This window comes from Vibrio sp. 1F263 (genome assembly GCF_041439035.1).
GTDB lineage: Bacteria > Pseudomonadota > Gammaproteobacteria > Enterobacterales > Vibrionaceae > Vibrio > Vibrio tasmaniensis_A.
In genome coordinates this window covers 161,116-183,187 of sequence record NZ_JBGONI010000007.1, presented here as the reverse complement: position 1 = coordinate 183,187, position 22,072 = coordinate 161,116, and the positions used below count along the sequence as shown (strand labels likewise).

The window sequence follows — 22,072 nt, the reverse complement described above, 5'->3', positions numbered from 1 at the left end:
GCTATTCGCTATTCGCTATTCGCTATTCGCTATTCGCTATTCGCTATTCGCTATTCGCTATTCGCTTAGTGCGGGTCTTCCGACCAACCATCGCTATCCGACATGTCCGGTGCGCCAGCGATACTGTTCTCTTCGTCTGCCCATTCACCGAAATCAATCATCTGACATTGCTTGCTGCAAAACGGGCGATGTGGGCTTTGTTCACCCCATTCAACGTCAGTGTTACATTGAGGGCATTTAACGATGGTGATTTTGTTCGACATAGTGATTCTTAATTTGAGGAGGTAATAATAGTGAGTTTAGGCTCAAGTGACAACTCAAGCCAAACAATAAAGGAAATGAATTAGCTGCAGATAGCCAACTCAAATTCAATATCTTGAGTACAGGCTTGCCCAGTTTCAAAGCTCATAAATTTAATAGCGAAACGGTTTTTATGTCCCGAGATCATCGGGTAGGCACCGTACTGCATTGGAATTGAAAGGCGAAGGATATTCGCTTCATCAGCATCGCTTTGGAAGAAACCTGTACGAGCGATCTGATCCTTAAAGTGACCAGTCTCTCTGGTGAGCTTCAACCATAGTGTTAGTGCTTCATACAGAGGCTGTAGGCTATCCATCCATGTCTCAGCATCTCTAACTCTCTTATCAAGAGGAAGATGAAGCCAATAATGTAGAGCCGGTAAATCAAAGCAACATGAGCCACCTGGCAAGTTAAAGCGTTGACGAATGGCGCTAAGGAAGCGGTCCTCTTTTAATGATTGCCCAAAACGTTCCGCCTGCATCAGTTCACGATAGATATGACTAATATCATTGAGCAATGATGTCAGCATCTCTTGATCGACACCTTCAACATCTAACCAACTTTTATAGGTTACACGCTGTTTCTCAATATCTTTTGCGAGTTCGCTCTTAAGTTGTATCTGTTCGAATATTTCAATCAGATCAAAGATAGAACGGAAAAAGAGTTGATACTGTTGAGCATCGGAAAATGCAGAAGACAAGTGTAACTGCCTCAAGAGTGATTCAACTCTTAAGTAGATGCGTGTTTTCTCATTTAGAGGATGTTCAAATTTATGGGTGATCATCGAGCAAACCTTCATTCAACATTGTTCTATTCTGACCCATCTACTGCACTGATTGCCAGATACTTTTGATGTAAATCTGTGATTTGAGGCAAAAGTTCTTGGTTTTTAGTATGGTTTTTAATCACGTCATCTGCAACTGCTAAGCGCTGTTCTCTTGATGCCTGTGATTTTAAAATTGATTTAACTTGTTCCCTAGAAACATTATCGCGACTCATCGTACGTTCTATTTGCACTTCTACCGGCACATCAACGATTAATACGCGATCGGTCATGCCTTGCATTTGGTTTTCAACCAATAGCGGTGCGACTAATAAACCATATGGGGATGTGATTTTAGACAGGTCACTGTCAATTTTGTCGCGGATCATAGGGTGAAGCAGTTCATTGAGCCATTGTTTCTCTGTGGGATCAGAAAAGATCACTTCGCGCAGTTTAGCTCGGTTTAGCGCCCCATCTTCGAGCAATACCTCTTCACCAAAATGAGTCGCAATCTGTTTTAGACCTTCACTGCCCAACGCCACCACTTCACGTGCCACGATATCAGCATCGACAATATCAATGTGAAAATGTTCGCTGAAGAGATTAGCTACCGTCGTTTTACCACTGGCGATCCCACCGCTTAATCCGATAATGATTGCCATGATTAAATCCCTAGTACAGAAGTGAAATACCAACCCATGATGTCATTGCCCCACATCAAACTTACCCAACCCGCAATCGCCAGGTAAGGTCCAAATGGGAACGCTTTATCTATGCCTTGCTGTTTCAAGCGAAGTTGAATCAAGCCGAAAACCAAACCAACCAGCGACGACAAAAGAATGATCATTGGTAGGTGTTGCCAGCCAAGCCATGCACCTAATGCGGCTAGGAGTTTGAAGTCTCCATATCCCATGCCTTCTTTGCCTGTTAGTAGCTTGAACAACCAATAAACAGACCACAAAGCTAGGTAGCCGGCCATTGCGCCAACTACGGAATCTTGAAGCGATACTGGGCTGATGTTAAACAGTGCTAACGCGATACCAGACCAAACCAAAGGTAAGGTGATTTGATCAGGTAACAGCATGGTATCTAGGTCGATAAAGGTTGCGGCAATCAATGCAAAGGTGAAAAAAATCAAAGCAATGGCGTAGTAACTGAAACCAAAGTGGCTAGCCACTACGGTGCATAGTATTGCAGTCAGCAGTTCGACCAATGGATAGCGAGCACTGATTGGGTTAGCACAGCTATGACACTTACCTTTCAAGAACAACCAGCTCAATATTGGAACATTGTCGGCGATTCTTAATTGGGTTTTACATTTCGGGCAAGCCGAACGAGGGATACTGAGATTGAACTTCCCCTCTGGCGCAGGAATTTTATATTGAGAGAAATACTCCGAGCACTCTTGTTGCCACTCTCGTTCCATCATAATCGGTAAACGGTGTATGACTACGTTGAGGAAACTGCCAATAAGAAGGCTAAAAATGAAAGCTAATACGGGGAATAGCCAAGGATAGTAGTGAAATACTTCCATAGTGTCCTTTACCACTTAATCAATACAAGCAGTGGTTCTCTGCTTGAAGGGTGTTTGGTTGCTTTGAGCTATCCTAACACACTCATAAGATTAAAGATCGGTAAGTACATCGCGACAACAAGCCCACCAATAGCGGTGCCTAAAAATACGATGATCAGTGGCTCTAGAATCTTACCTAAATTATCGACGGTGTTGTCGATTTCAAATTCATAAATAGATGCGATTTTATTGAGCATGTCATCAAGGTTACCGGACTCTTCTCCTATCATGACCATCTGTAAAACCATCTCAGGAAAAGCATCGGTATTGCGCATCGCGATATACATCGGCATGCCAGCGGCAGTTTCACGGTGAACCTCGATGATGGCCGATTCATAATGCAGGTTACCTGCGGTTTTGGCTGTGGTCTTCAGGCTGGTTAAAATAGGAATCCCTGAACTAAAACTGGTTGATAAGGTTCGGCTGAATTTGGCGATTGAGGCTTTGGCCAATACTCCGCCAAGAATAGGGAATCGCAAGCCTAGACGGCTGAATGATAAACGAATGGAATAAGACCGTTGACGTAGTTGGTAGGTAAATAATGTGACTAACCCTATGCCAACAGCAGCATAAAGACTGTAAGCCTGTACCCAATGCGAAAGGGAGAGTACTTGTTGAGTAAACCAAGGGAGATCTGCCCCGAAGCCTGAAAACATCGATTCAAATTCAGGAATGACCATGGTGAGCATTAAGTAAGAGACAGTAAAAGCGACAGCGACCACCATTGTGGGATAAATCAGTGCTTTTATGACCTTAGACTTTAGCTGCTCACTCTTTTCTCTATAGGTTGCTAAGCGCTCAAAGACTTGCGCTAGGTTTCCGGAAAGCTCGCCAGTAGCGACCAAGTCGGTGTACAGGTCGTCAAAGTGAGAGCTTGCCGTCCGCATCGCTTTTGATATAGGGGTTCCCGCTTCGACACCTCGACAGATGTGCAATAGAATTGATTTCATTTCAGCTTTACGGTGATTGTCTGACACTAGCTTAATGGCCTGAACGATAGGCACGCCAGTGGCAAGCATGGTCGCAAGTTGTCGAGTCAAAATGGTGATGTCTTTGGCTTTGACTCGGTGTGTTAAACGAGTGACTGCTGAGATGCTTTTCTTTTTGATTTTCTTAATCTGAATATGCTGATCTTTGAGCTTTTCTCGTACTTCTAATTCAGCGAGTGCCAAGGTTTGCCCTGACACCTTTTTGCCTGAGCTGTTTATGCCTTTCCAGTGGTAGTTTTTTAATTGTGACTGCAGTTTAGTGCTCATGAGTGCTCCGATGGATTATAGATACAGAACACGTTGCAGTTCTTGATAGCTGGTCGTGCCTTCAAGCAACTTATCGATACCGGATTCTTGCAGTGTTCTCATTCCTTCTCTACGCGCGAGATCTTCAATCTCTAACGCGTTAGGTTTATTGATCAGACTATTTTTTAGTTTGTCGGTAAACGGCATCACTTCGTAGATACCCACTCGACCGGAATAGCCCTGATTACACTTATTGCACCCTTGTGGGGTGGCTTTGTAGAGTGTTTGATTGTTAGGAATAGAGTGACGTAGAAATATGTCCGGCGAGTTGTCAGCTGCTTTACAGTGGTTGCACAGTCGCCTTGCCAGTCGCTGCGCGATAATCAGGCTTAATGACGAGGCGAGGTTAAAGGGTTCAATACCCATATGGGCGAGCCGAGTCACGGTTTCCGAAGCTGAGTTAGTATGGAGTGTCGAGAGGACTAAGTGACCCGTTTGCGACGCTTTGATCGCGATCTCGGCGGTTTCTAAATCACGGATCTCACCGACCATCACCACATCAGGATCTTGTCGCAAGAACGATCGTAGTGCTTCGGCAAACCCAAAACCGATCTTTGGCGTCACCTGCACCTGATTGATACCACACAGGTTGATCTCCACCGGGTCTTCAGCTGTTGAGATATTACGCTCAGAGGTGTTAAGCATGCGAAGCCCTGTATAAAGAGATACCGTTTTGCCACTGCCTGTGGGCCCAGTCATTAAGATCATCCCTTGTGGGCGTTTTAGGGCATTGAGATAGAGCGCTTTTTGATCCTCGCTGTAACCTAATTTATCGATATCTAAATTGGCTGCGCTGCTGTCTAGAAGACGCAGTACGATCTTTTCTCCCCACAATGTCGGTAGAGTCGACACACGCATATCGATCGCCAGCTCGTCGTTCAAACGCAGCTTAATACGGCCGTCTTGAGGTAAGCGACGTTCAGCGATATCAAGTTTGGCGAGAATCTTTAAACGAGCGGATAACCGACGGCTTAAATGAGACGCGGGCTGTTGGACCTCAACAAGAATGCCATCGCAACGCAGACGCACTCGGTAGTTTTCTTCATAAGGTTCGAAGTGGATGTCTGATGCGCCTTTACGCACCGCATCAACCAGTATCTGATTGATAAATCGACTGACAGGGGAATCGTCTTGACTGAGATCTTCAATTGAACTCATTTCATCGTCAGAGACTTCAACAAGATTGGCGAGCTCATCTTGGGTGATCTCTTTGCGCTTAGAGTCTTGCCCGGAAATAGAGCGACCATACAGCTTTCGTATGGCGCCTTCTAATTCTGAATAGTTAGCGACAACGAGTTCTATCTGCAATCCAGTCGCGAATCTAAAATCGTCTTCAGCTTGCAAGTCGGTTGGATCGGCAGAGGCGAGCGTGAGAGTAGAGTTAGTGAGGACAACTGGGATAGCACGATACTTAGTGATCAATTCTCGAAGTCCCAATTGGTCACACAAGATTTCATAGTCAGTATTGGCCAGTTGCACTAACGGCAAACCGAAAATGGTTTTGATGTTATTAGCGAGGCTCTCGCCGGTGAATAAGCCCAGAGTGAGCAAAGCTTCAGGTGTAGAAATACCTGAAGCTTGTACATGTTCCGCAACGGCTTGTTCTTGAGTCAGGCTAAGTAAGTTAGCCTGACGGAGAACGGTGCAAAGATTAGTATACATTACCTTTCTGGACACCAGTCTGCATTGCCAGCACCGGTACAAGTTACTGCCCATGTAACACCTGAGGCTGATATTGATGGAGTTAAAACAACTGTAGAATTAGCAGCTAATGCCCCTTTTGCTGCAACTGTTGCTGTTATATTTCCTGTCGCTGTTCCTAATGCAGCTTGAGCAATAGTGGAAGATACAGTGAAATCATCAGTAGCATTTTTTTGAAATTGTTGATTTCCAGGAACACCACCAGTTCCAGATGAACAGTCGGCTTGTCCATCAAGTAAGCATATACTGGTTGCTGTCTTGAATGCTGAAGAAGCACTTAACATTTCACTAGCATGTGCTCGGTTTGTATAATTTTGATAAGCAGGCACAGCAAACGCAGCTAAAATCCCAATAATCGCCACCACAATCATCAATTCAATCAGCGTAAAGCCTTTCTGGTTTTTTCTTTTGTTTTTCATTGTTCTATTCCATTCGTTTAGTTTGTTTCAGTGCAAGCACCGGTTGATGGAAAGAATAGAAGTTGAGATTTAGAAGTGGAATGGTGTTCAGATGCAGGCGCGAGTGGTTTTGTATTTATTGGTGTGTTGTTTCATATGGAGCGCAAAATTATGCGATCAGCTTAGTTAACTGATTGATATACTGATAATAAAAGCAATAAAAAGGCATGGCTGATTGCCATGCCTAGAAGTTAAGTGATTGATAGAACTATGAGATTAAGCTTTGAATCGCATTGAAAGGTCCATTGCTTTTAGATGCTTAGTCAGTGCACCCACTGAGATGTAATCGACACCCGTTTCAGCGAACTCTGCAATCGTATCTAAAGTCACGTTACCTGAGTTTTCTAGTGCTGCACGACCTGCGTTAATTTTAACGGCTTCACGCATCATGTCAGTGGTGAAGTTATCTAGCATGATGATGTCTGCACCGGCGCTGATCGCTTGCTCTAGCTCTGCTAGGCTTTCTGTTTCCACTTCCACTGGCTTACCCGGGTTAAGCTCTTTTGCTGTCGAGATCGCTTTCTCAATGCCACCACATGCGATGATATGGTTTTCTTTGATTAGGTAGGCATCGAAAACACCAATACGGTGGTTGAAGCCACCACCACAAGCCACAGCGTATTTTAGTGCGCTGCGAAGGCCTGGAATTGTTTTACGCGTGTCTAATAGGCGGCATTCTGTGTGTTTGATTTTGTCAGCGTAGATTGCTGTCGCCGTCGCACAACCTGATAGTGTTTGAATGAAGTTCATTGCGTTACGCTCACCGGTTAAAAGTGCGCGAGCAGGGCCTGCTAGCGTGCAAAGTGTTTGGTTTGGTTCAACCTTGTCACCGTCTTCTACGTTCCACTCGATAGTGACTTCACCGCCCAATTGCTTAAACACTTCATCAGCCCAAGCTTTACCACAGAACACACCGTGCTCACGGGTAATGATGGTTGCGCTGTTGATTGCGTCTGCAGGGATTAGACTTGCCGTAATATCAGCCGCTGGATCTAACGTTCCACCTAGATCTTCTTTGATGGTCTCAGCGACTGCGCGAGTGATCTCTAGCGGCAGTTGCTCTTTTAAGTAATCAAGGCGTTGGTGGCTGTTATGTGTGTTTTTCATCGCAAATCTAATCTTGAAAGGGAGTGGGAATGGAATGATACTCTTGCTTAACTTCAAATTAAAGAGGCTAGCGTGACTGCTCTATGGGTAAGGTCACATCTTATTGTGCTAGCAGAAAAGAAAGTGAGACCAAGATGACGATCAGCTCCAACGGATGGTATGACAACGCTCGGCATGTTCCTTCCCCGTATTTTGATGTTAGACCTAGTGTCTGCGATATCTCTCTGCTGGTGGTTCACAACATTAGTTTACCTCCGGGGCAATTTGGTGGGCCTTACATCGAACAGTTTTTTACGGGCAAACTTGACCCAGAAGAGCATCCATTTTTTCAGGTGATTCACCAAATGGGTGTGTCTGCACACTGCTTGATTCGTCGTGATGGTGAGGTTGTGCAGTTTGTTTCGTTCCTTGATAGAGCTTGGCACGCTGGCCAGTCCAGCTTTGCCGGCCGTGAAAGGTGTAATGACTATTCGATTGGTATTGAACTAGAAGGAAGCGACTTTATCGCTTATACAGAGCTGCAGTACCAAGCGCTTACTCGATTAACAGAAACGATCGTATCGACTTTCCCTCAAATAACCACCGAACGTATCACTGGTCATCAATATATAGCCCCGCTACGAAAAACTGACCCTGGTTTGGTTTTCGACTGGCAGAAGTTTAAAGGCGAGCTCAAGGTTTAAGCCTCATTATTGAAGATGCTTTTATTGTTGCTGGTGGTTGAATAGTCAACGCCAGGCATAATCACTTGTGAATTTTTGTTGTTGCGATGTAAATAAAGTGGTTAGGGGGAGGGCGTCAATAAATCGAGAGTGTGACGAGCTTATCAAACGATCTAATATTAAAAATTATGAACAGGATTTCTACCTCTAATGTGCGCTTGGTTTGATTTTTAATCAAGTGGCACTCATTTTTCTGAAACAATCCATTTTTATCCTGAAACTTTCTAGCACGGATACTCCCCAAAAGTATTACCCCTGTAAATGGTAAGACCAAATTGGTTGCTGTTTTAAATTTCATTTGTTAAATCACGGTTAATTCGTGCTGTGTTCTATGATTCAGGTCAATTTTAGTCTGGACAGTGGCGTTTTAATTATGTTAATTTCTGCCCAACTTAAAATTGGTAATACCAATTGTCAGCGAAGAAAAAGAAGAACAACAAACTATGGCTTATCAAAGGATTCGTCAGCCAAAACTCTCGGACGTTATCGAACAAGAGTTAGAAAGGTTGATAGTGGAAGGAACACTGGCTCCAGGGCAGCAGCTGCCGCCTGAGCGTGAACTGGCGAAACAGTTCGATGTGTCTCGTCCTTCAATCCGAGAAGCGATACAACGTTTAGAAGCAAAACGCTTGCTTACTCGCCGTCAAGGTGGAGGTACGTTTGTTAGCGAAAATATCTGGAAAAGCTTTTCAGATCCTTTGCTTAATTTGTTGTCCTCCCATTCTGAAACCCAACTAGACTTGTTGGAATCGCGTCATGCGATGGAAGGGATTTCGGCTTACTTCGCGGCATTACGTGGTACTGATGAAGACTTTGCTCGAATTCAAGCATGCCAAGAAAAAATTCGCGGTGCGCAAGATAAGGGTGATATTGAAGCCGAGTCTGCAGCTGTGATGGCTTTTCTTATTGCTTTAACAGAGGCAGCGCACAATGTGGTGTTATTGCACATTGTTCGTAGCTTGGCTCCGTTACTCGAACAAAACGTCTTAGAAAATTTAAAACTGTTGCATCGTCGTAAAGACGTTGTGGAGAAAGTGAGTATACATCGAGCTAACATTGTAGATGCGATCGTTTCAGGACAGCCAGAACAGGCGCGTGAAATGTCACACTCTCATTTAGCTTACATCGAAGAAACATTGATGGATTTGACCAAAGAAGAATCGCGCCGCGAACGTTCTTTACGTCGAATCCAACAGGGTAAATAGTCGTAATACTTCGGCTTTTTACGTGTTTAGTAGAATCCAACTAACAAAAAGGATAGATCGCCATGTCTGACATGAAGCATGACGTTGATGCTCTGGAAACTCAAGATTGGTTAGAAGCTCTTGAGTCAGTAGTACGTGAAGAAGGTGTAGAACGTGCACAGTTTTTACTAGAACAAGTTCTAGATAAAGCGCGTTTAGATGGTGTTGATATGGCTACAGGCATCAACACGAACTACATCAACACAATTCCAGCAGCACAAGAGCCAGCTTACCCTGGTGACGTAACTCTTGAGCGTCGTATTCGTTCGATTATTCGCTGGAACGCAATCATGATTGTATTGCGTGCTTCTAAGAAAGACCTAGACCTTGGTGGTCACATGGCTTCTTACCAGTCAGCAGCAGCGTTCTACGAAGTATGTTTCAACCACTTCTTCCGTGCTCCAAACGAGACTGACGGTGGCGATCTAGTTTACTACCAAGGTCACATCTCTCCAGGTATCTACTCTCGTGCATTCGTTGAAGGTCGTCTAACTGAAGAGCAGCTAGATAACTTCCGTCAAGAAGTTGATGGTAAAGGTATCCCTTCTTACCCGCACCCTAAACTGATGCCTGAGTTCTGGCAGTTCCCTACAGTATCTATGGGTCTAGGCCCTATCTCTGCTATCTACCAAGCGCGCTTCCTTAAGTACCTTGAATGTCGTGGCATGAAAGATACTTCAGGTCAGCGTGTATACGCGTTCCTAGGTGACGGTGAGATGGATGAGCCAGAATCACGTGGTGCTATCTCTTTCGCTGCGCGTGAGAAGCTAGACAACCTATGTTTCCTAATCAACTGTAACCTACAGCGTCTAGACGGCCCTGTAATGGGTAACGGTAGCATCATCCAAGAACTTGAAGGCCTATTTAAAGGCGCAGGTTGGAACGTTGTTAAAGTTATCTGGGGTAGCAACTGGGATTCTCTACTAGCTAAAGACACGACTGGTAAGCTTCTTCAGCTAATGAATGAAACTATCGATGGTGACTACCAAACATTCAAATCTAAAGATGGCGCATACGTACGTGAGCACTTCTTTGGTAAGTACCCAGAAACAGCTGCACTAGTTGCAGACATGACTGACGACCAAATCTTCGAACTGAAACGTGGTGGTCACGACTCTTCTAAACTGTTCGCTGCATTCAACAATGCAAAAGAGACAGGTGGCAAACCAACAGTAATCCTAGCTAAGACAGTTAAAGGTTACGGTATGGGTGAAGCTGCAGAAGGTAAGAACATCGCTCACGGTGTTAAGAAGATGGACATGACTCACGTACAATACCTACGTGACCGTCTAGGCCTACAAGACATCCTTTCTGATGAGAAAGTATCTGAGCTTCCTTACCTAACACTGGAAGAAGGTTCTGCTGAGTACGAATACCTACATGCTCGTCGTAAAGCACTACAAGGTTACACTCCTCAGCGTTTGCCAAAATTCACGCAAGAGTTCAAAGTTCCTGAGCTAGACGCATTCGCACCTCTACTGGGTGAACAGAAGCGTGATATCTCTACAACGATGGCTTATGTACGTACGCTTAACATCCTTCTTAAAGATAAGAACATTGGTAAGAACATTGTTCCTATCATCTGTGATGAAGCTCGTACATTCGGTATGGAAGGTTTATTCCGTCAGGTTGGTATTTACAACCCACACGGTCAAGACTACACGCCTGAAGATAAAGGCATCGTTTCTTACTACAAAGAAGCGACTTCTGGTCAAGTCCTTCAAGAAGGTATCAACGAACTAGGTTCTATGGCTTCATGGGTTGCAGCTGCAACTTCATACAGCACAAACGATCTACCGATGATTCCGTTTTACATCTACTACTCAATGTTCGGTTTCCAACGTATTGGTGACATGGCTTGGTTAGCAGGTGACCAACAAGCTCGTGGTTTCCTACTTGGTGCAACTGCAGGCCGTACAACGCTAAACGGCGAAGGTCTACAGCACGAAGATGGCCACTCGCACATCATGGCGAACACAGTACCTAACTGTATCTCTTACGACCCAACGTTTGCTTACGAGCTAGCGGTAATCATGCAAGACGGTATCCGTCGCATGTACGGTGAGAACCAAGAGAATGTTTACTACTACCTAACAGTAATGAACGAGAACTACGCAATGCCAGCAATGCCAGAAGGCGCTGAAGAAGGCATCCGTAAAGGTATCTACAAGCTTGAGTCTTACGCTGGTTCTAAGTCTAAGGTTCAATTAATGAGCTCTGGTACTATCATGAACGAAGCGCGTAAAGCCGCTAAGATCCTGAGCGAAGAGTACGGCGTAGCATCTGATGTATTCTCTGTAACGTCGTTCAATGAATTGACTCGTGACGGCCAAGCGGTAGAGCGTGACAACATGCTTCACCCAGAAGCTGAAGAGAAAGTACCTTACATCACAACTGTTCTTGGTAACGAACCTGCAATCGCAGTTACGGATTACATGAAGAACTACGCTGAGCAAGTACGTGCATTCATGCCTTCTGAGTCTTACAAAGTACTTGGTACTGACGGTTTCGGTCGCTCAGACAGCCGTGAAAACCTACGTCGTCACTTCGAAGTAAATGCAGGCTACGTTGTTGTTGCAGCACTTACTGAACTGGCTAAACGTGGTGATGTTGAGAAATCAGTAGTTGCTGAAGCAATTGCTAAATTCGGCATCGACGCAGACAAAATTAACCCGCAATACGCATAAGACTGGCATTAAGGTAGGTAAATACAATGACAATCGAAATTAATGTACCAGACATCGGTGCTGACGAGGTTGAAGTAACTGAGATTCTTGTAAACGTTGGCGACAAGGTTGAAGAAGAACAGTCACTGATCACTGTTGAAGGGGACAAAGCTTCAATGGAAGTTCCTGCGTCTCAAGCGGGTATCGTTAAAGAAATCAAGATTTCAGAAGGTGATTCTGTTTCTACTGGTTCTCTTATCATGATCTTCGAAGCGGAAGGTGCTGCAGCAGCACCGGCTGCGCCAGCAGTTGAAGCGGCGGCACCTGTTGCAGCTGCTCCAGCAGCGGCGGCTGAGCTTAAAGAAGTTCACGTTCCAGATATCGGCGGTGATGAAGTTGAAGTAACTGAAATCATGGTAGCTATCGGCGACGCAGTAGAAGAAGAGCAATCTCTTCTTACTGTTGAAGGTGACAAGGCTTCAATGGAAGTTCCTGCACCATTCGCTGGTATCGTTAAAGAAATCAAGATCGCTTCTGGTGATTCAGTATCTACTGGTTCTCTAGTGATGGTATTTGAAGTGGCAGGCTCTGGCGCTCCAGTTGCAGCAGCTCCTGCTCCAGCGGCGGCACCAGTTGCAGCGGCTCCAGCAGCATCTGCTGAGAAAGAAGTGAACGTTCCTGATATCGGTGGTGACGAAGTAGAAGTTACTGAAATCATGGTAGCGGTTGGCGATACAGTAGAAGAAGAGCAATCTCTAATTACTGTTGAAGGCGACAAAGCTTCAATGGAAGTGCCTGCACCATTCGCTGGTACAGTAAAAGAAATCAAGATTGCAGCTGGTGACAAAGTGTCAACAGGCTCTTCAATCATGACTTTTGTTGTTGAAGGCGCAGCTCCAGTAGCAGTAGCGGCTCCAGCACAAGCAGCAGCTCCGGCAGCAGCACCTGCACCTAAAGCAGAAGCAGTAGCTCCAGTAGCTGGCGACTTCCAAGAGAACGGCGAGTACGCTCACGCATCTCCAGTTGTTCGTCGTCTAGCTCGTGAATTCGGTGTAAACCTAGCGAAAGTTAAAGGTACTGGTCGTAAGAGTCGCGTACTTAAAGAAGACGTTCAGTCTTACGTTAAAGATGCACTTAAGCGTCTTGAGTCTGGTGCAGCAGCATCTGGCAAAGGCGGCGATGGTTCTGCTCTTGGTCTACTACCTTGGCCAAAAGTTGACTTCAGCAAGTTCGGCGAAACTGAAGTTCAGAAGCTTTCTAAGATTAAGAAGATCTCTGGCGCTAACCTGCACCGTAACTGGGTAATGATCCCTCACGTTACACAGTGGGACAACGCAGACATCACTGAGCTAGAAGCATTCCGTAAAGAACAGAACGCAATCGAAGCGAAGAAAGACACTGGCATGAAGATCACTCCACTTGTGTTCATCATGAAAGCTGTTGCTAAAGCGCTAGAAGCATTCCCAGCGTTTAACTCTTCTCTTTCTGAAGATGGCGAAAGCATCATTCTTAAGAAGTACGTAAACGTGGGTATCGCTGTTGATACACCAAACGGCCTAGTTGTTCCTGTCTTCAAAGACGTGAACAAGAAAGGCATTTACGAGCTATCTGAAGAGCTAATGGCTGTTTCTAAGAAAGCACGTTCTGGTAAGCTAACAGCGGCAGACATGCAAGGCGGTTGTTTCACAATCTCTAGCCTTGGTGGTATTGGCGGTACTGCATTTACTCCAATCGTAAATGCTCCAGAAGTAGGTATCCTAGGTGTATCTAAGTCTGAAATTAAGCCAGTTTGGAATGGCAAAGAGTTCCAACCACGTCTACAGCTTCCACTGTCTCTATCATACGATCACCGTGTGATCGATGGTGCTGAAGGTGCACGCTTCATTACTTTCCTAAACAGCGCACTATCTGACATTCGTCGTCTAGTACTGTAATTGAGAAAGTAATTATTAAGGTGACTTTCGGGTCACCTTAATTCTTTATATAAAGACTATTTTTAGAGAACAGTTTCCGGCATTTCTCATAAACTGCGGGGGAATTGTTGTCTAGCTCACAGGCTAACTTAAAGCTACTTTCACACTGTTAACATCTCTGTAAAATGTTTCCTGTTTGAAAGCCCAATAATTTTAAGAACATCTACTCAGCCTGTTAGGGATAATGACTACAAGAGGTCACAATGAGCAAAGAAATTAAAGCCCAAGTTGTTGTACTTGGTTCAGGTCCTGCTGGCTACTCAGCGGCATTCCGTTGTGCGGATTTAGGTCTAGAAACAGTACTAGTTGAACGTTACAGCACTCTTGGTGGTGTATGTCTAAACGTTGGTTGTATTCCATCAAAAGCACTTCTTCACGTATCTAAAGTAATTGAAGAAGCAAAAGCGATGGCAGAGCACGGCGTTGTATTCGGCGAGCCACAAACGGACATCAACAAAGTTCGTATCTGGAAAGACAAAGTAGTTGATCAACTGACTGGCGGTCTTGGCGGTATGGCTAAGATGCGTAATGTTACTGTTGTTAACGGTTTCGGTAAGTTTACTGGTCCTAACAGCATCGAAGTTGTTGGCGAAGAAACGACAACAATTAACTTTGATAATGCAATCATTGCAGCGGGTTCTCGCCCAATCAAACTTCCGTTCATCCCACATGAAGACCCACGCATTTGGGATTCTACGGATGCACTAGAACTAAACGAAGTACCAGAAAAACTGCTTATCATGGGCGGCGGTATCATCGGTCTTGAGATGGGTACGGTTTACCACTCTCTAGGTTCTAAAGTTGAAGTTGTTGAGATGTTCGATCAAGTTATCCCAGCTGCGGATAAAGACATCGTTAAAGTCTTCACTAAACGCATCAAGAACAAGTTCAAGCTAATGCTTGAAACTAAAGTTACTGCTGTTGAAGCGAAAGAAGATGGTATCTACGTTTCAATGGAAGGCAAAAAAGCACCAGCTGAAGCTGAGCGCTACGATGCTGTTCTTGTTGCTATCGGTCGTGTTCCAAACGGTGCACTTATCGACGCTGAAAAAGCGGGTATCGAAGTTGATGAGCGTGGTTTCATCAATGTTGATAAGCAAATGCGTACTAACGTTCCTCACATCCACGCGATCGGTGACGTTGTTGGTCAACCAATGCTTGCTCACAAAGGTGTGCATGAAGGTCACGTAGCTGCTGAAGTTATCTCTGGTAAGAAGCACTACTTCGATCCTAAAGTAATTCCATCAATTGCGTACACTGAGCCAGAAGTTGCTTGGGTAGGTAAGACTGAGAAAGAAGCGAAAGCGGAAGGCCTGAACTACGAAGTTGCTACTTTCCCTTGGGCTGCTTCTGGTCGTGCAATCGCTTCAGACTGTGCTGACGGTATGACTAAGATGATCTTCGATAAAGATACTCATCGCGTAATCGGTGGTGCTGTTGTTGGTACTAACGGTGGTGAACTTCTTGGCGAAATCGGCCTAGCAATCGAAATGGGTTGTGATGCAGAAGATATCGCACTGACTATCCACGCTCACCCAACTCTACACGAGTCTGTTGGTCTAGCTGCGGAAGTATTCGAAGGTTCAATCACTGACCTTCCAAACAAAAAAGCAGTAAAAAAGAAGAAATAATTCTTCTTTAGCCACTCGCTAATGTTTTTAAAAGCCGCTGATTCGTCAGCGGTTTTTTTATGTCTGAAGAAAAGATGGTCGTCATGCTTGTAAGAGATCCCCAACTCGCTCCTCCCTCGCTCTTGAGGATGACGAAGTGAAGCGTAGTGGTTCTTTATATCCGTCATTCTCTAGAGTGACGAAGGAAGGAATAGGGAAGCTCAGGCTTTAGTGTCTGATTAATTTTTTTGTCTGTCGTTTATAGTGACGATGAAGTTAAGCGTAGTGGTTCTTTATATCCGTCATTCTTTAGAGTGACGAAGGAAGGAATAGGGAATCTGATTAGGTGAGAGGAAATAAAAAAGGGTTAGCGTAAAAGCCAACCCTTTAGTTTTGTTCGAAGATCGAATCTACTTATAAATGCACAGCATGTTCAAGTAGCTATCCGTCAAGGTCGAAAGTTCTTCTTGCGTATCTACACGTTTCGCTTGGATGAATAGCGAGTAGCAAATGCCGTGGAATAGATTTGCTAGATGTTTAGGATCGTGATCGTCACAGACTTCGCCGCGTTCAATCGCCTTGCTAAACATGTTTTGTACTAACATCTGGTTAGTGCGGTTAGTGGTTACAAACAGAGGCCACACTTCATCGCGAGTTGATGCACTCCATTCGAACCATACATTTAACCAATTGCTATCTTGAGCCACTAACGTCACCATTTCAGTCGCAATATTATGTAGATTTTCTTTTGCGTGAATATCTAGGTCAATGTTGTCTGAAAGGAAGTTCGAGAATTGACGAACAACGTGGTTAAGTACTTCATCAACCAGATCTTCACGGGTAGGGAAGTAGTTAAATACTGTTGCTACTGACACCTGAGCGATGTCGGCAATATCAGCGTGTCCACCGCGGCCAATGCCACGGCGAGAGAATACTTCAAGTGCGATTTCCATCAATTGAAGTTTTCTTTTTAAGGGTGAAAGCCTAGTTCTAGGTCTCTTCGTTATTGAGTCCATATTGTTTTTCCTTGCCAACGAATTTTTATATTAATGATTTTATTATTATTTAAGCCAAGATGAGTGTAATGGTGCATATGTGAATGGTCAATCCCTTGTGCTTGTTTTATAGACAGTTACATCAAACTTGATACATAAAGCGTGATCAGTGTTGATGTGAAAGGATGCGAGTATTGGATAACGCACCAATGCACATTTCATTGAGAATCTAACAGTAAATTCGAACCATAAGGTGGTGTGGGTATTTGAGCAGTGCTAGACTTACGCACAAAATTGAGCGACACAACTGACGAAAGTGTCAACATTCGTCGCAATCACCAAATAAAATGAGAGCAGTATGAAGCATACAGTTGAAGTCATGATCTCTGAGCAAGAAGTTCAGGATCGAGTGAACGAACTAGGCAAGCAGATCACGGAGCACTACCAAGGTAGCGAAGATCTAGTTTTAGTTGGCTTATTGCGCGGATCTTTTGTCTTTATGGCGGATCTTGCTCGTGCTATCGATTTAACTCACCAAGTGGATTTCATGACAGCCTCTAGCTACGGCAACGGCATGGAAAGCTCACGTGATGTTCGTATTTTGAAAGACCTTGATGATGACATCCAAGGTAAAGATGTTCTACTTGTAGAAGACATTATCGATACTGGTAACACGCTGACTAAAGTAAAAGAAATTCTGAGCCTGCGTGGTCCTAAATCTATCGAAATTTGTACGTTATTAGACAAGCCTTCTCGTCGTGAAGTTATTGTAGACACAAAGTGGATTGGTTTTGAAATCCCAGATGAATTCGTTGTTGGTGTGGGTATCGACTACGCACAAAAATATCGTCACCTACCGTATATCGGTAAAGTTGTACCTCAAGAGTAATAACGACTCTGTTGAACACAAACAAAAAAGGCTCGCAAAACGCGAGCCTTTCTTATATCTATTCTTTCTTATATCTATTGGTTAGACGTTAAGAATTAACCTAGGATTGGAGACGATAGGATTTTATCAAGTGCCGCTAAGTGGCTGTTTTCTAAAGTATCATTACTTGAGCAACGAACACCAAGATCTTGCAGCTTGCCATTACCAATACCATAAACCACACCGTGGATTTCAATATCTTGTCCACGTTCCCATGCGCTTTGCATGATGGTCGAGTTACCAAGATTGTAGACTTGTTCTGCAACGTTAATTTCGCATAACTTGTCACCCCATTGTTCACGAGGCAGAGATTCAATTTGCTTACGGTACTTAAGATAGTTATCGCGTATGTGGAGTAGCCAGTTGTTGATAAGACCCAGTTTAGGGTTATCTATCGCTGCGTTAACACCGCCACAGCCGTAGTGACCACAAACAATAACGTGTTTCACTTTGAGTACATCGACAGCGTATTGCACTACTGATAAGCAGTTTAGGTCGGTATGAACTACTTGATTAGCGACATTTCGGTGAACAAACAGTTCGCCAGAATACAAACCAGTGAGACGCTCGGCCGGAACGCGGCTATCTGAGCAGCCTATCCATAGAAAACCAGGGCTTTGACCCTCTTCAAGCGTTGTAAAATACTCTGGTCGTTGAGAGCGAATTTCTTCTGACCATTTAGAGTTGTTTTCAAAAAGCTGTTTAATCTCTGGCATTTTGCGTCTTACATCCCTTAATTAAGAACTCTAACTATACACAATGTTACAAATTCAATCTTGTAAAAACTGTGTCAAATAGTACTCATCTGACGTGTACTAGTCGTTAAAATCATTAACTTAGCGTAAAAGGCATAATCCGAATATAAGAGACGAATAGTGTGATTAAATTAACACTTTCTGAACCGTTGATACATTTGTTAAAGTGATAAGGTTTGTCATTTCATCATCAGGAAGGTGTGTTTTGTTTGGAAGTCGTTTTACGGATATCAATCTCAAAGGAGATATGTTTGGCGGTGTAACTACAGCCATCATCTCATTGCCTTTAGCGTTGGCATTTGGTGTCGCTTCTGGTGCGGGCGCGGAAGCTGGCCTTTGGGGCGCCATCATGGTGGGCCTATTTGCGGCATTGTTTGGTGGCTCAAGCAGCTTGATATCAGAGCCTACCGGGCCGATGACAGTGATCATGACGGCAGTAATGACCAGCATGGTGGCCAAGTACCCTGAAACCGGGATGGCAATGACCTTTACCGTGGTAATGATGGCGGGTGCTTTTCAGATATTACTCGGTACATTAAAGCTAGGAAAGTACGTCACTTTGATGCCATATAGCGTGATATCTGGCTTTATGTCCGGTATCGGCGTGATTCTTGTCATTCTGCAGCTTTCTCCTTTGCTAGGGCACGCAGCCCCTTCTGGCGGAGTGATGGGCACACTTTCGGCACTTCCTGATACGCTAGCAAATCTGAAAGTCAGTGAGCTGTTTTTGGGGGTGTTAACGCTTGGTATCCTTTTCGGTTTTCCTGCTAAATATCGTAAGTATGTGCCCGCTCAATTGGTCGCTTTAGTGGCTGTAACGCTCTTATCCGTTATTATCTTTGATACCGATTCTATTCGCCGTATTGGTGAAATTCCCGCAGGCTTACCTTCTCTTGTTATTCCGACTATCAGCTCTGAGCAATTCACCACAATGGTTATCGATGCTTTGGTGCTAGGTACTCTTGGTTGTATTGATACGCTTTTGACTGCGGTTATCGGAGATTCATTGACTCGTAAAGAGCATGATTCAGACAAAGAACTTCGTGGCCAAGGCATTGCGAATATGATTTCTGGTCTGTTTGGTGCGCTACCCGGTGCGGGCGCAACCATGGGCACCGTGACCAACATTCAGGTAGGGGCTCGTTCTCCGCTTTCTGGTGTTATTCGTGCTTTGGTGCTTGCGCTAGTGGTATTGGTTGCGGGAGGCTTAACAGAACCGATCCCTATGGCTGTGTTGGCTGGTATCGCGATGTATGTCGGTTTCAACATCCTTGATTGGAGTTTTATTCAGCGCGCACACAAGGTGAGTTATGCCGGCATGGGTGTCATGTACGGTGTGATGTTATTAACCGTATTCGTTGATCTAATTATTGCGGTCGGGCTGGGCGTTTTTATCTCAAACATTCTGATCATTGAAAGGCTAAGTCGAGAGCAAGCTAGACAAGTTAAGGCGATCAGTGATGGCGATGATGAAGACGATATCCCATTGACTGACAGTGAACGTCAGTTACTGGATAGTGCCAATGGTAAAGTGCTGTTCTTCTACCTTTCTGGGCCGATGATATTCAGTGTTTCAAAAGCGATTTCACGTCAACACTCGAGCATTTCTGATTATGAAGCGATGATCTTAGACCTAACTGATGTGCCTATGATTGATGTTACCGTTGGCTTAGCGCTAGAAAATGCGATTAAAGATGCCCTAGATGCGCAGTGTGAAGTGTACTTATTGTGTCCTAATGAGAATACTCGTCAGCAATTAGAAAAATTCCATGTGATTGACCTTGTACCTGAATCCAATACTTATCGATTCAGATATGAAGCCCTGACAGCTGCAACAAGCTATGTTGATAGAGATGAACATCAATTTGACTCGGTTTAATCTTCAGCAATAATTTCACATGAATCAGTTATAGACGCCAAATATAGTATTGGTGATTAATGCCGTTAAGTTAATAACTTAACGGCATTTTTTATGTTTACTGAACACTGAATTGCTCTTTACGTACCTAATATTCTTGTTCGCTTTCGAAAGAAAGCCTCACTCGGTATTTGTATTAATCGTTAATCAACGATAAACTTGTTTGCAAAATGGCCGAGTAAACAAGTTTGAGTTAGTTTTCTGCTAGCTCGTATTAAGCATTACTCTCTTCCTCAAATTCGGCCATCAACATCTTATCTATAGCAAATGGCAGTCTATCTCTATGTATGCATTAGAAATTGAGCAACTAAGAAAAACTTATGCAGGGGGCTTTGAGGCTCTTAAGGGCGTGAGTTTACAAGTAGAAAAAGGCGACTTTTACGCACTACTTGGCCCAAATGGTGCGGGTAAATCCACCACCATTGGTGTTATCTCTTCACTGGTTAATAAAACGTCAGGCAAGGTGAAAGTGTTTGGCTACGACATTGATACCGATCTGGAGCTAGCGAAGTTGAACTTAGGTTTAGTCCCGCAAGAGTTTAACTTTAACCCGTTCGAAACGGTTGAGCAGATCGTGCTACAACAAGCCGGTTACTACGGTGTACCGAAAGCTCTTGCTAAAGAACGCGCTAAAAAGTACTTATCTCAGCTCGATTTGTGGGAAAAGCGTGGCGAACGTGCGCGTAACTTATCTGGCGGTATGAAGCGTCGTTTGATGATCGCGCGTGCACTGATGCATGAGCCTCATTTGTTGATTCTTGATGAACCAACGGCGGGTGTTGATATTGAATTGCGTCGTTCAATGTGGGAATTCCTCAAGGAGATCAACGAGAAGCAGGGCATCACCATTATTTTGACTACGCACTATCTAGAAGAAGCGGAAATGCTGTGTCGTAACATTGGTATCATCAATCGTGGTGAGTTGATTGAGAACACCACAATGAAGTCGCTGTTGGGTAAGTTGAGTGCCGAGACCTTTATTCTTGATCTTGAAGAGGGTGCGACTGAACCTAAACTTGAAGGTGTGAATAGCCAAGTGATGGTTAATGGCTCGCTAGAAATCGAAATCGACAAGAATCGAGGTTTGAATACCATCTTTGATCAATTGAGTGAGCAGCAGGTAAAAGTTCTCTCTATGCGTAACAAAGCAAACCGCCTAGAAGAGCTATTTGTGAGTATCGTCCGTGAGGGGAATAAATAATATGTACAGCCTATATTGGACCGCTTTCTGCAGCTTGTTGACCAAAGAGATCAATCGCTTCACGCGTATCTGGGTGCAAACTCTGGTACCGCCAGCGATTACCATGACGCTTTACTTCATCATCTTCGGTAACCTGATTGGTGCGCGTATTGGTGAAATGAACGGCTTTAGCTACATGGAATACATTGTGCCCGGTCTGATCATGATGTCGGTGATCACCAACTCATATTCCAACGTTGCTTCATCGTTCTTTAGTGCCAAATTCCAGAAGAACATTGAAGAGCTGCTTGTAGCACCTGTTCCTAACTACGTGATTATCGCCGGCTTCGTAATGGGCGGCGTGGTGCGTGGCTTGTTAGTGGGCACTATCGTCACCTTTGTATCGCTGTTCTTTGTTGACCTTCAAGTCGACCACTGGGGCGTGATCATTGCGACGGTATTTCTCACGTCGGTTGTGTTTGCTCTGGGTGGTTTGATCAACGCGGTATTCGCACGTACGTTTGATGATATTTCTATTATCCCAACCTTCATTTTAACGCCGCTGACGTATCTCGGTGGTGTTTTCTACTCGATCAGTCTATTGCCTGAATTCTGGCAAGGTGTATCGAAGTTGAACCCTATCGTGTATATGGTAAACGCGTTCAGATATGGCTTTTTGGGTGTGTCTGATGTGGGTATTGTGACGTCGTTTGGCGTACTAGGTGTGTTTATTGTCGTGCTGTATGGCATTGCACATTACTTAGTTACAAAGGGGATCGGCTTACGTAGTTAACTTTTAGTTATCCAAGAGCTATTAGTTATCCAGGATCTATTAGTTATCTAGGAGCTATTAATTATCCTGAATCGCAGGCAAAGAAAAAGGT

Annotated in this window: 19 protein-coding genes; 9 read left to right on the top strand and 10 right to left on the bottom strand. The window is 44.3% G+C overall.

What is annotated here, in order from left to right:
• Positions 1 to 65: 65 nt before the first annotated feature.
• The 8 genes from yacG to nadC all read right to left on the bottom strand — a co-directional run bounded on the left by yacG (position 66) and on the right by nadC (position 7,197).
• Positions 66 to 263: a DNA gyrase inhibitor YacG gene (yacG, locus tag ACED25_RS07310; RefSeq protein ID WP_102249162.1), complete on the bottom strand. Its 198-nt coding sequence runs from the start codon at positions 261 to 263 to the stop codon at positions 66 to 68.
• An 80-nt stretch (positions 264 to 343) separates the two neighbouring features.
• The gene (gene zapD / locus ACED25_RS07305) at positions 344 to 1,084 is read right to left on the bottom strand and encodes a cell division protein ZapD (RefSeq protein ID WP_012604748.1); all 741 of its coding nucleotides are present in this window, start codon (positions 1,082 to 1,084) and stop codon (positions 344 to 346) included.
• Between the two features lie 26 nt (positions 1,085 to 1,110).
• On the bottom strand, positions 1,111 to 1,725 hold the full coding sequence (gene coaE, locus ACED25_RS07300; protein WP_017097339.1) for a dephospho-CoA kinase: 615 nt from the start codon (positions 1,723 to 1,725) through the stop codon (positions 1,111 to 1,113).
• Positions 1,726 to 1,727: 2 nt separating this feature from the next.
• Entirely contained in the window at positions 1,728 to 2,597 is an 870-nt protein-coding gene (locus ACED25_RS07295) for an A24 family peptidase (RefSeq protein ID WP_371694986.1), read from the bottom strand.
• 68 nt (positions 2,598 to 2,665) lie between these two features.
• A complete protein-coding gene (locus ACED25_RS07290; RefSeq protein WP_371694985.1) occupies positions 2,666 to 3,892 on the bottom strand; it encodes a type II secretion system F family protein in 1,227 nt (408 codons plus the stop codon).
• 15 nt (positions 3,893 to 3,907) lie between these two features.
• The gene (gene pilB, locus ACED25_RS07285; protein WP_371694983.1) at positions 3,908 to 5,593 is read right to left on the bottom strand and encodes a type IV-A pilus assembly ATPase PilB; all 1,686 of its coding nucleotides are present in this window, start codon (positions 5,591 to 5,593) and stop codon (positions 3,908 to 3,910) included.
• Positions 5,593 to 6,051 (bottom strand): prepilin-type N-terminal cleavage/methylation domain-containing protein, encoded by a 459-nt coding sequence (locus ACED25_RS07280; protein WP_017103842.1) that lies wholly within the window; start codon positions 6,049 to 6,051, stop codon positions 5,593 to 5,595. Before ACED25_RS07280 ends, pilB begins: the two co-directional genes overlap by 1 nt.
• A gap of 255 nt (positions 6,052 to 6,306) precedes the next feature.
• Positions 6,307 to 7,197, bottom strand: a complete 891-nt coding sequence (gene nadC, locus ACED25_RS07275) for a carboxylating nicotinate-nucleotide diphosphorylase (protein ID WP_102249157.1) — start codon at positions 7,195 to 7,197, stop codon at positions 6,307 to 6,309.
• A gap of 83 nt (positions 7,198 to 7,280) precedes the next feature.
• On the opposite strand from nadC, the gene ampD reads away from it, so the two are divergent.
• The 5 genes from ampD to lpdA all read left to right on the top strand — a co-directional run bounded on the left by ampD (position 7,281) and on the right by lpdA (position 15,433).
• Positions 7,281 to 7,880: a 1,6-anhydro-N-acetylmuramyl-L-alanine amidase AmpD gene (gene ampD / locus ACED25_RS07270; protein WP_102249156.1), complete on the top strand. Its 600-nt coding sequence runs from the start codon at positions 7,281 to 7,283 to the stop codon at positions 7,878 to 7,880.
• Between the two features lie 482 nt (positions 7,881 to 8,362).
• Positions 8,363 to 9,124 carry a pyruvate dehydrogenase complex transcriptional repressor PdhR gene (pdhR, locus tag ACED25_RS07265; RefSeq protein ID WP_009847596.1) on the top strand — a complete coding sequence of 254 codons (762 nt, stop codon included), beginning with the start codon at positions 8,363 to 8,365 and terminating at the stop codon, positions 9,122 to 9,124.
• 62 nt (positions 9,125 to 9,186) lie between these two features.
• On the top strand, positions 9,187 to 11,850 hold the full coding sequence (gene aceE / locus ACED25_RS07260; RefSeq protein ID WP_371694980.1) for a pyruvate dehydrogenase (acetyl-transferring), homodimeric type: 2,664 nt from the start codon (positions 9,187 to 9,189) through the stop codon (positions 11,848 to 11,850).
• Between the two features lie 26 nt (positions 11,851 to 11,876).
• Entirely contained in the window at positions 11,877 to 13,763 is a 1,887-nt protein-coding gene (gene aceF / locus ACED25_RS07255) for a pyruvate dehydrogenase complex dihydrolipoyllysine-residue acetyltransferase (RefSeq protein WP_102249154.1), read from the top strand.
• Positions 13,764 to 14,005: 242 nt separating this feature from the next.
• Positions 14,006 to 15,433 carry a dihydrolipoyl dehydrogenase gene (lpdA, locus tag ACED25_RS07250; protein WP_004735450.1) on the top strand — a complete coding sequence of 476 codons (1,428 nt, stop codon included), beginning with the start codon at positions 14,006 to 14,008 and terminating at the stop codon, positions 15,431 to 15,433.
• A 389-nt stretch (positions 15,434 to 15,822) separates the two neighbouring features.
• Here the strand turns inward: lpdA and ACED25_RS07245 are convergent, their stop codons facing one another.
• Positions 15,823 to 16,428 carry a LuxR/HapR/OpaR family quorum-sensing transcriptional regulator gene (locus ACED25_RS07245; RefSeq protein ID WP_012604737.1) on the bottom strand — a complete coding sequence of 202 codons (606 nt, stop codon included), beginning with the start codon at positions 16,426 to 16,428 and terminating at the stop codon, positions 15,823 to 15,825.
• 337 nt (positions 16,429 to 16,765) lie between these two features.
• On the opposite strand from ACED25_RS07245, the gene hpt reads away from it, so the two are divergent.
• Positions 16,766 to 17,296 (top strand): hypoxanthine phosphoribosyltransferase, encoded by a 531-nt coding sequence (gene hpt, locus ACED25_RS07240; RefSeq protein WP_009847591.1) that lies wholly within the window; start codon positions 16,766 to 16,768, stop codon positions 17,294 to 17,296.
• Positions 17,297 to 17,391: 95 nt separating this feature from the next.
• On the opposite strand, the gene can is transcribed toward hpt, so the two are convergent.
• Complete coding sequence (gene can, locus ACED25_RS07235) at positions 17,392 to 18,051, bottom strand: carbonate dehydratase (RefSeq protein WP_009847590.1); 660 nt, start codon at positions 18,049 to 18,051, stop codon at positions 17,392 to 17,394.
• Positions 18,052 to 18,337: 286 nt separating this feature from the next.
• Between can and ACED25_RS07230 the strand changes: the two genes are divergently transcribed.
• The 3 genes from ACED25_RS07230 to ACED25_RS07220 all read left to right on the top strand — a co-directional run bounded on the left by ACED25_RS07230 (position 18,338) and on the right by ACED25_RS07220 (position 21,981).
• Positions 18,338 to 19,969, top strand: a complete 1,632-nt coding sequence (locus tag ACED25_RS07230; RefSeq protein WP_029223085.1) for a SulP family inorganic anion transporter — start codon at positions 18,338 to 18,340, stop codon at positions 19,967 to 19,969.
• A gap of 322 nt (positions 19,970 to 20,291) precedes the next feature.
• Positions 20,292 to 21,209 (top strand): ABC transporter ATP-binding protein, encoded by a 918-nt coding sequence (locus ACED25_RS07225; protein WP_009847588.1) that lies wholly within the window; start codon positions 20,292 to 20,294, stop codon positions 21,207 to 21,209.
• Between the two features lies 1 nt (position 21,210).
• On the top strand, positions 21,211 to 21,981 hold the full coding sequence (locus ACED25_RS07220) for an ABC transporter permease (protein WP_009847587.1): 771 nt from the start codon (positions 21,211 to 21,213) through the stop codon (positions 21,979 to 21,981).
• Positions 21,982 to 22,072: the final 91 nt, after the last annotated feature.

Excerpts from the sequence above, each read along its gene's own strand:
- yacG (WP_102249162.1), bottom strand. The coding sequence starts at position 263 with ATGTCGAACAAAATCACCATCGTTAAATGCCCTCAATGTAACACTGAC.
- zapD (WP_012604748.1), bottom strand. The coding sequence starts at position 1,084 with ATGATCACCCATAAATTTGAACATCCTCTAAATGAGAAAACACGCATC.
- coaE (WP_017097339.1), bottom strand. The coding sequence starts at position 1,725 with ATGGCAATCATTATCGGATTAAGCGGTGGGATCGCCAGTGGTAAAACG.
- ACED25_RS07295 (WP_371694986.1), bottom strand. The coding sequence starts at position 2,597 with ATGGAAGTATTTCACTACTATCCTTGGCTATTCCCCGTATTAGCTTTC.
- ACED25_RS07290 (WP_371694985.1), bottom strand. The coding sequence starts at position 3,892 with ATGAGCACTAAACTGCAGTCACAATTAAAAAACTACCACTGGAAAGGC.
- pilB (WP_371694983.1), bottom strand. The coding sequence starts at position 5,593 with ATGTATACTAATCTTTGCACCGTTCTCCGTCAGGCTAACTTACTTAGC.
- ACED25_RS07280 (WP_017103842.1), bottom strand. The coding sequence starts at position 6,051 with ATGAAAAACAAAAGAAAAAACCAGAAAGGCTTTACGCTGATTGAATTG.
- nadC (WP_102249157.1), bottom strand. The coding sequence starts at position 7,197 with ATGAAAAACACACATAACAGCCACCAACGCCTTGATTACTTAAAAGAG.
- ampD (WP_102249156.1), top strand. The coding sequence starts at position 7,281 with ATGGGTAAGGTCACATCTTATTGTGCTAGCAGAAAAGAAAGTGAGACC.
- pdhR (WP_009847596.1), top strand. The coding sequence starts at position 8,363 with ATGGCTTATCAAAGGATTCGTCAGCCAAAACTCTCGGACGTTATCGAA.
- aceE (WP_371694980.1), top strand. The coding sequence starts at position 9,187 with ATGTCTGACATGAAGCATGACGTTGATGCTCTGGAAACTCAAGATTGG.
- aceF (WP_102249154.1), top strand. The coding sequence starts at position 11,877 with ATGACAATCGAAATTAATGTACCAGACATCGGTGCTGACGAGGTTGAA.
- lpdA (WP_004735450.1), top strand. The coding sequence starts at position 14,006 with ATGAGCAAAGAAATTAAAGCCCAAGTTGTTGTACTTGGTTCAGGTCCT.
- ACED25_RS07245 (WP_012604737.1), bottom strand. The coding sequence starts at position 16,428 with ATGGACTCAATAACGAAGAGACCTAGAACTAGGCTTTCACCCTTAAAA.
- hpt (WP_009847591.1), top strand. The coding sequence starts at position 16,766 with ATGAAGCATACAGTTGAAGTCATGATCTCTGAGCAAGAAGTTCAGGAT.
- can (WP_009847590.1), bottom strand. The coding sequence starts at position 18,051 with ATGCCAGAGATTAAACAGCTTTTTGAAAACAACTCTAAATGGTCAGAA.
- ACED25_RS07230 (WP_029223085.1), top strand. The coding sequence starts at position 18,338 with ATGTTTGGCGGTGTAACTACAGCCATCATCTCATTGCCTTTAGCGTTG.
- ACED25_RS07225 (WP_009847588.1), top strand. The coding sequence starts at position 20,292 with ATGTATGCATTAGAAATTGAGCAACTAAGAAAAACTTATGCAGGGGGC.
- ACED25_RS07220 (WP_009847587.1), top strand. The coding sequence starts at position 21,211 with ATGTACAGCCTATATTGGACCGCTTTCTGCAGCTTGTTGACCAAAGAG.